This is a genomic window from Sphingobacterium sp. GQ94 (assembly GCF_059758715.1).
On sequence record NZ_JCAXEC010000002.1, the window covers coordinates 182,592 to 196,221 of the forward strand.

General features: G+C 36.6%; 9 protein-coding genes. 1 reads left to right on the forward strand and 8 read right to left on the reverse strand.

Annotation, left to right across the window (positions count from 1 at the left end; all coding sequences use genetic code 11):
- Positions 1-153: 153 nt before the first annotated feature.
- Genes AC6CHH_RS02485 through AC6CHH_RS02520 form a run of 8 tightly spaced genes read right to left on the reverse strand, consistent with a single transcriptional unit; the run spans position 154 to position 12,465 of the window.
- Positions 154-1,017 (reverse strand): N-acetylglucosamine kinase, encoded by an 864-nt coding sequence (locus AC6CHH_RS02485; RefSeq protein ID WP_498279382.1) that lies wholly within the window; start codon positions 1,015-1,017, stop codon positions 154-156.
- Complete coding sequence (locus AC6CHH_RS02490; RefSeq protein WP_498279384.1) at positions 1,001-2,305, reverse strand: sugar MFS transporter; 1,305 nt, start codon at positions 2,303-2,305, stop codon at positions 1,001-1,003. The genes AC6CHH_RS02485 and AC6CHH_RS02490 overlap by 17 nt, the downstream gene beginning before the upstream one ends.
- The gene (locus tag AC6CHH_RS02495) at positions 2,306-4,084 is read right to left on the reverse strand and encodes a hypothetical protein (RefSeq protein WP_498279386.1); all 1,779 of its coding nucleotides are present in this window, start codon (positions 4,082-4,084) and stop codon (positions 2,306-2,308) included. It lies immediately after the preceding gene.
- A complete protein-coding gene (locus AC6CHH_RS02500; protein ID WP_498279388.1) occupies positions 4,071-4,904 on the reverse strand; it encodes an N-acetylmuramic acid 6-phosphate etherase in 834 nt (277 codons plus the stop codon). Before AC6CHH_RS02500 ends, AC6CHH_RS02495 begins: the two co-directional genes overlap by 14 nt.
- Positions 4,905-4,933: 29 nt before the next feature.
- Positions 4,934-6,133 carry a BT_3987 domain-containing protein gene (locus tag AC6CHH_RS02505; RefSeq protein WP_498279390.1) on the reverse strand — a complete coding sequence of 400 codons (1,200 nt, stop codon included), beginning with the start codon at positions 6,131-6,133 and terminating at the stop codon, positions 4,934-4,936.
- Positions 6,134-6,153: 20 nt separating this feature from the next.
- Positions 6,154-7,512, reverse strand: a complete 1,359-nt coding sequence (locus AC6CHH_RS02510) for a DegT/DnrJ/EryC1/StrS family aminotransferase (RefSeq protein WP_498279392.1) — start codon at positions 7,510-7,512, stop codon at positions 6,154-6,156.
- Between the two features lie 44 nt (positions 7,513-7,556).
- Positions 7,557-9,353, reverse strand: a complete 1,797-nt coding sequence (locus AC6CHH_RS02515; protein WP_498279394.1) for a RagB/SusD family nutrient uptake outer membrane protein — start codon at positions 9,351-9,353, stop codon at positions 7,557-7,559.
- Positions 9,354-9,390: 37 nt separating this feature from the next.
- Positions 9,391-12,465 (reverse strand): SusC/RagA family TonB-linked outer membrane protein, encoded by a 3,075-nt coding sequence (locus AC6CHH_RS02520; protein WP_498279396.1) that lies wholly within the window; start codon positions 12,463-12,465, stop codon positions 9,391-9,393.
- A gap of 407 nt (positions 12,466-12,872) precedes the next feature.
- Here AC6CHH_RS02520 and AC6CHH_RS02525 point away from each other — a divergent pair, with 407 nt between their 5' ends.
- The gene (locus AC6CHH_RS02525; RefSeq protein WP_498279398.1) at positions 12,873-13,622 is read left to right on the forward strand and encodes a DeoR/GlpR family DNA-binding transcription regulator; all 750 of its coding nucleotides are present in this window, start codon (positions 12,873-12,875) and stop codon (positions 13,620-13,622) included.
- Positions 13,623-13,630 lie beyond the last annotated feature (8 nt).

The window sequence follows — 13,630 nt, forward strand, 5'->3', positions numbered from 1 at the left end:
GAAAAACAATGTGATTTTGGAAACGGGAATGATAATAAAAATGAAAAGTAGACAATTCTTACTTCGATTTTCTTCTTTCATAAAAAGTTCCCGATTACATTGGAACGGTCCACTCAACTATAATGGTTCTTAATTCATCGATTGGTAAGATAGTTATGAAAATTTATTTTTAAGTTGATCACCATGGTAAGCAGCTAAGCTTGTAATAACAGATGACATTATTTTCCCCACTTTCATATTGTAATTTTTGGCCGCGCTTGCTAATGCATTTCTAAAGGTATAACCTATGGAACCGATACAATTAAACTCGTATTGTTCGTAATGAGGATACGTGCTGACCAAATTTTTGAAGAATAAATTAAAGGCTTCTTTCACAAGGTTTTCACCATAAGACTTATTCACATCTTCTAAATCAAGGAATTTAGCATACGAGGCGCAATATCGATTGGGTTGTTGAGTTTCATATACTTGATCAAGTAGTTCTTCATGACTTAATTTATATTCTTTTGTGAAAATTTGATGAACCTCCAATGGCATCCTATTTCTTAAATAGTCACTTAGAATATTTTTTCCTATAGCTGCTCCGCTGCCCTCGTCCCCCAATAGAAAACCCAAGGAATCAATATTTTGTATAATTTTCGTTCCATCATAGATGCATGTATTGGTTCCTGTGCCTAAAATAGCAGCAAATCCAGCTTGATCTCCCAACAAAGCTCGTGCAGCCCCCAATAAATCAACTTCAATATGTATGTTTTCAGCTTGAACAAAGACTTTCTTCAAAGCCTTTTCTATTACTCTTATTTTTTCTCCTTGACATCCTGCCCCATAAAAAAATACGGAATCAATCTTTGAGAAGTTGATATTTGATGGCATTTCTTCTTTGATTGAATTGATGATATACTCGGCTTTCATAAAAAAGGGATTATATCCTTGGGTATTGAAAAAAACCTTCTTTCCAGAAACGGTGATAAGACACCAGTCCGTTTTAGAGGACCCACTATCAGCTACCAATATCATGTATCTTTTTATTTTTTTTACCTACTTTATATCCATAAAAAGCAAACCATCCAATAATGAGGTAACACGGAACAACAATCCAATAGGCCTGTTGGGGATCAATTTTATCCGCGAGCCAACCATATAACAAAGGAATTAATGCAGCACCTGATATTCCCATCACCAAGAGTGAAGACCCTAATTTGGTGAACCGACCTAGACCATTCAAAGCTAAAGGCCATACTGAGGGCCATATTAGGGAATTTGCAAAACCCAATAAAGCAATGAATGATACAGAAACCATCCCTGTCGTAAAAAGAGCCATCAATGCAAAGGCTGTACCTAAAAATGCAGAAATTTTTAATGCAGTCCGTTGGTTTAAATATTTTGGTATGCATAAAATGCCTATTAAATAGCCAACCAACATTCCTAGCAACGTGAAAGAAGTAAAGAATCTTGCAGTTGATAGGGGAATATTTTGGTGCGCTCCATAGCTGATTATTGTATTACCCGCAATTACTTCAACACCGGTATACACAAATAATGTAAATACACTTAACCATAAATGAGGAAAGTGAAATATACTCGTTTTCTCCAAATCGCTACTTTTTGAATCTTCATATTCGTCACTGATTTCCGGTAAACCAGAACGGTAAACTGCTAGGGAAAGGAGTAATAATAAAGCGGTTATAGCAACATACGGTAATATTACTTTTTGAGCAAGCGAATCTAGGACAATCGATTTCTCTGAGATTGATAACCTAGTTAGCTCTTCGGTTATTGTATCTGCATTACTTAATATGATACTTCCTAACAGCGCTGGAGCAATTATACCAGCTATCCCATTAAAAATTCCCATAATGCTCATTCTTTTGGCTGCCTTTTCTAATGGACCTAAAATAGTAACATACGGATTAGATGCTGTCTGCAATACTGCTAACCCAGCTCCCTGGATAAACAAACCAATTAAAAAGATAACATATTCCCTATAAATGGCTGCAGGGATAAATAATAAGGAACCCACTGCTACTAATAATAAACCAATCGACATCCCATTTTTATAACCTGTTATTTTTAACATACCGCCAGATGGTAAAGCCATCACGAAATACGAAATATAAAAAGCGAAAGCAACCAAATAAGATTGAAAATTGTTCAGTTCACAAGCGATTTGTAAATAAGGGATCAAAACAGAGCTAAGCCAGGTTACAAAACCAAAAATGAAAAATAAGGCACCAATAATAATCAGCGGATTTATAGGATGTTTTCCAAGCGGAGCTGCTTGTTGGGTGCTTGAAGATGGATTCATTTATCGGTTTTTGATTTTAATTGAATTTATAATTGTTTCATAAACATTATTGGGAAATATATTGGGTTGACCATACCAAAAAAAGGATCCATTTCCCTCATATCCTCCTGCTTGAATATGTCTACTGGTTGGTAAATAGCTTGAAACATCATTTGAATATCCAGCTACGCTTACCAATTGATTTGGCCAAAGCTTTTTAATGCCAATACTATATTCAGTGACAACCTCTCGTGATAAACCAACGAGTTTCCAATTTCCTATGTTTATTGTTTGTACATATACGGGCATCTCTTTTGGTGTTGTGCCCGTTTTTTCATATTGCAACATTAAGTTCGCCCATCTTACATTCTTCTCTGCTTCGATATTGCCTGGATGGGAAATGTCTTGGTTCTTAAATTCTTCCAATTTTTCTTTAGACCAAGGTTTAACAGCAAAATTAATTGTGTCTAGATAATAGTTAATCACTCCATTTATCGGTTTCATACTATCTGTTAATATATTTTGAACTGCTGTGGCTAATTTTTTTCCAGTTACTCGGTGATCTGCGTCTACGGGGTTTATATCTCCGGCGCATCCCTGAATGAACATACTGTTTCTTATCGAAGGATCTTTCTCTAGCAAATCACGAGTAACCGCGGGATAATTTGCGCTCAGCGTTACTCCTTGTTCACCGTGGTTTGAAAATACAGGATGACATCCATGCATAAAAAGTACATCACTTGCAGATTTATTTTTATACACTACTTTAACCACGTCTACATCTTTATCATAGGGGATAGGTACCTGCTGCAAACTCCGATTTGCTCCAATTGAAGTGAACCCTCTACCAAAATAAATACTAGCCGGTTCTTCAGATTTTATGGCTTTCGTAATTGAAGCAATAATGGCCGGTTTTACAATTCCATTTAAATATGTGCTATCAGGTTTTTGACAGTGTGGACCCCAGGTCGACCAGTTTTGAGATACAGGTGCAAAATGGGTATGCGAGGCATTGACTAATATTGCAGCAGCTGGAATGTGGTATTTCTTTTCAATTTCTTTTTTCACTTCCGTAATAAATGCGCCATCAAAACCGCATAAATCAAGAGATACAAGTACAACGTGCTCATTTTCACCTTGAACTGTTAATGCATGAGCCGAAAGATTATTATCTGTTTTATGTTGCGCTAGATACGCTCTATTAGCAGAATCAACACCATATAAATGGTTCTTGAATACGGCAATGCGTTTTATTTCTTGTTTATATGTTGTACCATTTTTGATAGCAATTCTCAACCAATCTGCACCGGGTTGATATTGCAAAACTTCGTCTTCATCGGTTAAAGCATAAATCTGTTCATTGCCCACAGCCAAATCTATAATATTGGGAGAAAGATTAATTTTCTCCCAAATACCATTTTTGCCTTTAGAACCTTTCCATAAAATATTATTTTCGTCAATAACGAAAATATCATTTTTGAATAACACAAAAGTATTGCTGTTTTTTGGTTGTATATGTGGGGACCCTTTGCCATTCTTAAAGAGCTTATTATAGAGATTTGATTTTTGTTTTAATAAGTCTAAAATCGCTTTTGGTTTATCTTTTTCAATCCATTGCAAACTGAATCTTCCCTCTCTAGGAGCACCATATCCCGCCAGAGAGACCGAAAAAACAGCCGAATTTGGTTCTAAACTAGTTTGACCGCTACCTACTTTAAAACTATTCTGTGCAGTTAATAAATGAGGTAAAGCGAACGTTATTATGGCCAATGCTTTAGAAAATAATTTAAAACCCTTCATTTCCATATTTTTTAGTTTGAAATGCTTCTTTGGCTTTTTTAACGCTTCCAAATTCAAGCAGAAGAGATTTTGCCTCCTCATAATTAGAGATCTCTGTGGATCCCATTAACATTTTCACGGCACGATCGGTTATCTTGTCATTGATTAATGCTACGTTCACCATATTATTATCTTCAACACGTCCCAAACGAATCATTGTTGCAGTACTTACCATGTCAAATAGCATCTTTTGGGCTGTGCCACATTTCATCCGGGTGCTACCGGTTATAAACTCAGGACCCGTGATTACTTCAATTGGAAAATCACTTTCAGCCGCTATTGAGGACGATGGATTACTCACGATGCAAGCCGTTGTAATACCATTCTGTTTACATTTTTTTAGCGCTTCTAATACAAAAGGCGTTGAACCGCTAGCGGATACACCAACTACAATATCCTTGGAATTTACATTATGACTTTGTAAATCAAACCATCCGGCTGTAGTATCATCCTCTTTTTCCTCCAATGCCTCAGCTAAATGTTCAACTCCTCCAGCTAATATTACATTCACTATACCCTTTGGAATTCCATAGGTGGTTGGTAGTTCAATTACATCTAAAACAGACAAACGACCTCCGCTTCCAGCTCCAACATAAAACAAACGGCCACCTGTATTTATTTTTTCTACAATTGCAGAAATCAACTCACTGACCTGCGGTAATATTTTCTCAATTGCAATAGCAACTTTTTTATCTTCATCATTTATAGCAGAAACTATTTCGTCTATGGATTTATGTTCTAAATCTCTATACAATGATGGCTGCTCTGTGATACGCTCCATGTGTTCTAATTTTATTTTTTTTTAAATTTTTAATCATTTGATTTTAAAGGCCAAAATCCTTTAGGATCAAATTTATATCTCCAAAGATCACCTGATGAGTCCAAGGCTAAAACGTCAGTGCCAGATACTAAGATATATTGATACATATCCCATCCCTCACCAATCTGCAGTCTTGTACCTGGAATTCCAGTACTAGACATAGGTAACTGCCATAATGAGCCGTTAGGTTCAATTGCAAGCATCGAATTTTTATATTCTATAATTTGTTTATAACGGTTCCAATCGTTTGCAATATCTCTAATTGTGGAACCGTCTAAATCACCAGCTTCATTGTACTGATAACTGGTCGTCAATCCCTCCGGTCTTATCCCGATGAGGTAATCCTTATATGGAATTACATTTTTGAAAATATTCCATCCCCAACCAATAACGCGATTGCCGCCTATAGTTCCATTGCTATTAAATTCATACTGCGTTACATCAATATTGACCCCCACAATACGATTTGGGGGGAAGTAAAACATGTTTGGAAAAATAGTAAAACCAGCCCCGATTTGTGTACCCTCGTCATATATACCTTCATTATTTGCTTCATAGAGAAGTAATTCGCCCGCTGGATTTTTACCAATTAACTTGCCATCATTAATGCTAAAAAGTAATCCTCCAGTGTAATTACCAAGAGATAGAACTTTCTCTCTTGGAACCTCTCCGGGAGCATATGAGCCCACAATTTCGAAATAAACGGTATTTAGCGACTCGTTGATTGGTGCATCATTGGATTTAATCGTAACGGGCAATATATAAGAAGTGAAAGGATTGAGAAAACCTTTTCCTTTCACACTTAGTTTAATAGTTTCTGAAGAAGATGCGCCAATTTCAATTTTGGTATCCTTCTTTTCTAATGAAAAGCTTCCTGCTGGCATCATTTGATAAGAAGTTCTATATTTCTGATTAAACGTATCCACTTTACTTTCGTTCACATCAAAGGTTACTGAAATCTCTTTTTTTGCCTTATTTGAACCGCCATAAAAAGCATTTAATTCAAAATTATATACCTCATCTGTTAGACTTATTTGTTTTAGAATCGGGTTTTTATTTGCCTGAGGTATATATAAGCTCCCAAATTGATCAGCTGATGGGAAATCTAAATTAACCTTGACTTCTTTGCTGCAAGCAAGAACATTAATTATCAAAAGCACATATATGCAATTCGTCAAAAACTTTTTCATAATTCGGGTATATATTGACTTTATAACTTTGCAATTGCCGAGGCATGTTTCTTTATTTTTCTAATTGCGTTTCCGATTCTATCCATATCATCTAGACTGCCTAAAAGCATGGTTTGCGAAAACCAAATAGCTTGCTCCCCGGTCAGTTTATCATTCTGCGGGCAATGGTTGCTATCCAGCCACTCCTTCATCTTTTTCTCTCCATAAACTTTAAGATAATGAGGGTTTTTAGCAAGACTTGTAACGTATTCGTCCTTGTTCATCTGCCCATATCCCACGGCGGATGGAATACCTTCTGCTTGTAGGGCATCCATGAATTTTTCTCTACTAAGTCCTCCAAACTGTTCTTTAAGGTATCTGAACATGAATAAATGATAGGCACTCATGGTTGTGCCTTCATAAAGTTTAGCAGGTTCAACACCACCAATATCTCTCAATATTTTGCTTAAATACTTTGCGTTTTTATTTCTCAGAATTGCTTGTTGCTCAAAACGTGTCATTTGGGATAGCAATAAACTTCCTTGAAATTCGGTCAATCTCAAATTCGTGCCACGGGTTCCAGAACCTGTACCGTAAGAAGTCGTACTTCCTCCCTGACCTTGATTGTGGAAACCATAACAGGTCTTTATAAAATCTGAATCATTTGTTGTGATAGCACCCCCTTCAGCACAATTCAAATTTTTGGATGATTGGAAACTAAATGCGCCAGCTAAACCATAGGTCCCGACTTTCTTTCCCTTCCATTCGGCTAAGTGAGCTTGACAAGCATCTTCAATAAAGGGGATATTATATTTTTTTGAAATGTTGAGAAAATCATCAATGTTGCAAGGAGAACCACCTATATGAACAGGCATCAGGACTTTAGTTTCCTTAGTGATTGCAGATTCTACTTTTTTGGAATCGATCTGAAAACTCTCAATATCGGTATCGACGAATACAGGTAGCGCATAATTTAGCACAGCGACATTGTAAGTCGCAATAAATGTATACACGGGCATAATGACTTCGTCTCCTGGTCCAATATCCAATGATCCTAAAATTGTATATAAAGCACTCGTTCCGCTAGAAACTCCCAAACAATGCTTTGCACCAAGGGTTTTTGCATATTCAGCTTCAAATTTAGGCATGACCTGCCCCCCTAAACGGCCCCATTGACCACTGTTTAAAACATCTACTATACCTTTTTCTTCTAGTTTATCAAAAATGGGCCACCCAGGAAACTTACCTGAATGCGCTGGAGTTCCTCCTAAAATTGCAGGTTTTCCATTGTCTGCGAAAGCAAAATTAGGTAACCCGACGGCTAAACCAGTCCCTGCTATTGCAAGCTTACTTATAAAATCTCTTCTGCTTTTGTCAATTGTCGTCTTTTTCGTATTCATATTTGCTGTTTATAGTTATTTACAATTTAATTTTAGCGTATTTATTACCATCCAAGATTTTGTACAATGCTTGGATTTTTGTCTATTTCATTTTGCGGTATTGGAAACAGATAGTGGGTTGGATTCTGAAAAACACGTGTTTCAATAACAGTTCGTTTGTAAAACGCATCATCCTTTAAATGTGTTCCTGCACTGATGGTCATCCCATAAACAGGCCCGCTATCAGTTAAATGTGCTGTTTTCCATCGGTGTGAATCAAAATATCGATGAGTTTCAAAGGCAAGTTCAATCCGACGCTCATGTCTGATTTTATCGCGCATCTGATCTTGCGTCAATCCCGCTGGTAACACAGGCATCCCTGATCTCTGGCGAATTGCATTTACATATTTATAAACGTCTGATACAGGTCCATCCGCTTCATTCAGAGCTTCTGCGTAATTAAGATAAAATTCACCTAATCGGAAGAAAATCCATGTTTTTAAAGAGAATCTGCCTTGAGTAATACTTACTGTAGGATTTAAAAACTTTTTTAATAAATATCCGGTGGTATTATAGTCTCTGCCTGCATTCCCTCTACCATCAGCCCCAGTTTGCCAGAACTCTAAACGTTTATTTATAAAGGTTGATCCGTTAAAATTAATAGTAGCATAAAACCGAGGATCACGATTTATATACATATTTCTAACTCCTTCCAACCAGTTTCCGTTGGGATCATCAGTTAAGGCATATCCAGCCTCAACATATCCTGATTCTGAATTTATAATTGGGTCACCATTAGATTGATAGCCAATAATTGGAGCGATCCCATTCGACATTTCATAAGCGTCCACATGAACCTGTGTGGGATTCCATCCATTCCATCCCCCCATACTTCCAGGGAAAGCACACTTCTCCATCCAACCATCCATCCCAGAATTTCTTGCGAATAAAACCTCTTTATTATTTCGCTCTATAAAGAGTTGTTGGTAATTCTCAACAGGCTTATTATTTGTCGCATAAAAAAGCCCATATCCAGCAGCTTCGGTTAATTCTATACACTCCTTATTGACTTGAGCCGCTATTTTCCATTTCTCACTATCGTAACTTGCAGGGAATAGCTTCACCCCATCTTTGTCCGCAATATCAGTATAATCCGGGTTTCCATTCCAAAGTGGACTAGCGCTGTATAAAAGTATCCGTGCTTTGAGTGCTAAAGCGGCAGCGGCAGTAGGTCTACCCAATTGCCTGTCATCAACAACTTTCATTGGAAGTAAACCAATTGCGGCATCACATTCCCTTACCACGAAGTCCACACACTCATCAAGGGGATTGCGTTTTATCTTTAAGAAATCATCATCAAGTTTTACATCATAATCCAAGATCGGAACGGGCCCATAAATTCGGATCAGCATGAAGTGATAAAAGGCTCTTAAGAAGACTGCTTCTCCTATCCAGCGTTGCTTATCATCGGCGGTGAAGGTTTCATCAAGAGGCGTAGTCTCTATATGCTTCAAAAATATATTTGCCTTTCGAATACCCTCATACATGTTCTTCCAAATTTGTCCCGCCACATTAAACGAATTCCATGAACCACGATTCATTAATTTAGCAAATTTTTCAGGCCACGGAACATTCAGTTCATCGGATGCAATAACAAAAGGGTTAATGTCCGCCATATCAGTGAAATATATTTCATTTGGAATTCCAGCATAGATATCTGTCAGAAATGCCTCCGCATATCTTCTTTGAAGAAACGCCTCTTCAATCGTTATATCTTCTTCAGGTCCTTTCTCGAGAAAGTCTCTTTGGCAGGAGGTAAATAGGAGGAATTGCAAGAGTAATAGAGCAATAAACTTTTTCATATTTTTAGAATTAACTTAATATTGTCCTTTTTCTTTTTTATTTAAAATCAATCTGTAAACCAAAATTAAATGAACGCTGTAAAGGATATCCACCTGTTCCATCGTTGGACTCTGGATCCATTACTTTAATGTGATCCCAGGTATACAGATTCATTCCATTTAAAAATAGTCGGAGGGAACTTAGACCTATAGGATTAATAAGCGCATTGGGGAAGCTATACCCAATTTCAACATTTCTGATCCTGAGGTAATTACCATTCTTCATCCAAGTTGTTGAGTTCAAGAAATTATTTGGATTATTACCGATATCGATGGCCGGATATTTTGCGTCTTTATTATCAGGGGTCCATCGGTTATCGTAATATTCTCTCATTACGTTGTTTACACCCAAACCATCATAAAATGGCCACATGGAAAGACCTGACATAAAAAGGCTAGTTCTGGAAGCTCCTGTAAAATAAATGCTTAAATCTAAATTTTTATAGCCTACTGTGCCACCAAAACCAAATGAAATCTGAGGTAAGCGCGGATATCCTACTGGAATTTGATCAAATGCGTCGATCATTCCATCCCCATTAATATCTTTATATTTAACATCTCCTGGGCGAGGAGTAGAGAAAGTTTGACGCGGCCATGAATCAATCTCTTGTTGATTTTCGAACAACCCTTCGGAGATAAATGCGAACGATTGTCCTAAAGGCAAACCTTTTCCAGAGAGATAAGAAAAACGAGGAGCAGGTTCGTCATTTTCAATGACCTCATTTTTAGCAAAAGTGAAATTTCCCCTCAGAGAATACAAAAATCCTCCTGAAGTTGTATTCCTTGCTTCAATTAAACCGTCAATTCCTTTGTTCTTAATAGATCCTATATTAGCATATGGAATAGACCATGGAAAGAAACCAGCTAATGACGGTACTGTTCTTCTTTGTAGCAATATTCCTGTACGATTCTCATTAAAAGCGTCAATCTGCAATACCAACTTATCGTTGAAAAATCCGAGGTCAAGTCCAATATTATTTTTGGTTGATCGTTCCCAGGTCACATTTGGATTTCCAATTTGATTTTCTTCAGCTCCATAAAATAGTTGTTGATCTGCACCAAATAAATAAGATTGCCCTTGTGTATTGATGGTATTTAAAAATAAAAAACGTTGACCGATTTGATCATTTCCTACCTTACCATGTGAACCTCTTACCTTGAAGTTGCTTATGAATGGTACCTTCCAGAAACTTTCATTTGAAATTACCCAGCCTGCTGAATAAGCAGGAAAAAAGCCGAATCGACTACCTTTTGGAAAATTCTCTGAACCGTTATATCCGAAATTTACTTCAGCTAAATATTTGTCTTTATAGCTGTATGTAGCTCGTCCGGCCAATCCTTGTCTTCTATAGGGAAGGTTTAAAATGGAGCTGCCAGCAGTTAGTGCAACATAATCACGCTGGTTATATAGCAACATACCTGTGATGAGGTGATCCTGAATAGTACGTTCGTAATTTATTTGTGATTCCAGATAAATAGCTCTGTTACTGCTATTACCAATTGAATAGCCAAGAGGCTGCTCCTCTCTAAATGGTATGCTATACATATCTTCACCAGTTTCAGGATTTTTCCCGAGATACCGTTTCACCTCAAAAGTTTTGATTCTCGCGTTATCTGTCTGTGCATAGCGGTCGTATGAAAACAAACCTCTAACTGAAAGCCCAGGAGTTACAAGTTTGGAAAGGTCCCAACGAGTACCAAAGGTACCTTGCAGTGTGCTTCGGTCCTGAGTAGAATAACCTGATTGGGTGACCAGACCCCAAGGATTGCCTCCTACATAAGTTGATGCTCCACCTGGAGAGCCATCAGGATTTAAAATTGGATAGGCAATCGGAGATATAACGCGCATCATACTGAAAATATTTGGCGCCGCAGTACCTGGATAATTGCCATTTTGTATAATACCACCTATCCCTAATTGCATTGTCAAAGAGTTTGACAAATTCAGATCAACATTACTTCTAAAGTTGTATCGTTTTATATTTGCATTGGTACTAAATTTATTTTCTGGATCTTGTTTATAAATTCCATTCTGAACAGTATATCCGACATTTGTGTAGTATTTAATTGCATCAGTACCACCTGTTACACTTAGATTATTAATTGTTTGCCAAGTATCTCTCTTCAACACTGCATCAGTCCAATTGGAATTTGGGTATAAATAAGGGTCAGACCCATCATAATATTTTTGCAATTCTTCATCACTCCAACGTGGATCTTCACCAGAAAAAACTCTTGCCTCATTCATTAAAGATGCATATTCACCTCCGCTTATATAGCTTGGCAAACGCATAGCTCTTAACATAGCATATTCGCTTCTAAAATTAATTGCAGGTTTTCCCAGTGATCCCCTTTTTGTGTTTATTAAAATTACTCCATTTGCTCCTCTAACTCCATAAACAGCAGTCGAGGAAGCATCTTTAAGAATAGTGAAACTTTCAATTTCTTGTGCATTGATTTGGTTCATATCACGTTCTACTCCATCAATCAAAATCAACGGTGAATTATTTCCAAACGTAGAAAGTCCGCGAATAAAGACTTGTGCAGCATCATATCCGGGTTCGCCACTTGATTGTCTAGATATTATACCAGGTAATTTACCTGCAATAGCATTCGACAAAGCCGGTGTCGAAACTTTTTGCATCTCCCGGACAGATATTGTTGATATGGCTCCTGTAACAGTTACTTTTCGCTGTGTTCCGAAACCTACTACAGAAATCTCGTCTAATACATTATCTTGTGAAATCAATATGACAGTTATATTCGTCTGGTCACCCACAACAATTTGATACGGTTTATAACCAATATAGGAGAATACTAATGTATCAGAATTTCCTGCTGCTATAGCAAATTCACCGTTGTCATCAGCTTTTGTAGATTTATTGCTCCCCTTAATGGTAATTGAAGCCCCAGCAATTATCCTGCTTTCGGCATCGATAACCCGACCGACTATTTCTTTCGTTTGTGACTGTAAAAATTGAGGACAAAGCAAAAGCAAGATAGCTAATATCCCAACATGAGAATTTATAATTCTAGGAAGGAGCCGTCGTGATTTAATAAATAGTCGCATCATGTTTAATGGTTATTGAAAGGTTAATATTAATTTATTAGGTTTTATTGCGAGTTGGTTATACTTGCATAATATGAGCAATAATAAATATATTACTTGATTAATGCAAATTAAAACCGCATAATATAAATAGTATATAATTGGTTTTTCAATGTTAAATTGAATTAATGTATAGATGAAAATAGGTTTATATGCTCTTTAAATCAGTTATTTAGTCGTTAATCGGCTGTTTATAATATTTTTGTGACACGATATTTGAAAATGCGTACTTTAAATATTGTTAAATCAATAACCGCAATTTATTCGCATGTTGATTGGAGTAGTATCATGTAAAAAATTGATATATTTGCGTAAATACTGTATTATTACTGGTTTTACAAAAGACTAATTATTTTTATCCTCAGTAGCTAATGAAAAAAGACAAAAGACAAGCAGTAATTCTGCGGGAAATAGATCTACATAATAAAGTACTCTCTGTTGATTTAAGTGAACAATTAAATGTTTCAGACGACACCGTCAGAAGGGATTTACAAGAATTGGCGGGACAGGGAAAAATTATTAGGGTACACGGTGGAGCCGTCAGTAAGTCGTTTGTTAAACCTTTTAATACAGAAAACCTTGTTTATGCATTAGAGGCTAAAAAAATAATTGCAAAAAAAACATTATCACTTTTTAAAAACAATATGGTACTTCTCACAGAAGGAGGAACCACAATTCTTGAGTTGGCAAAAATTATCCCAAACAACTTAAAAGTCACAATAATTACCATTAGTCCACAAGTAGCAATTACCCTTTCCGAACACGATAACTTGGATGTAATCAGTATTGGTGGAAAATTAATGAAAAATGCAAACCTTCACATTGGCGCAAGTGTAGTCAATCAACTGGCTGGGGTGAAAGCCGATTTATGCATACTTGGTGCTAATGCTTTTTCGGCTGAAGAAGGATTGACAGATATGGACTGGGAAGTCGTACAAGTAAAAATGGCGTTAATAAGATCAGCAAAAAAAGTTGCGGTAATCAGCATCTCTGAAAAACTCAATAGTACCAAATGGTTAAATATATGTCCAACAAGCCAAATTAATTTTTTAGTTACAGAGTTAGATCCGAATGATAAATTCTTAGTAAACTATAGGCAAAAAAACATGACCTTAATATAATTCAACAC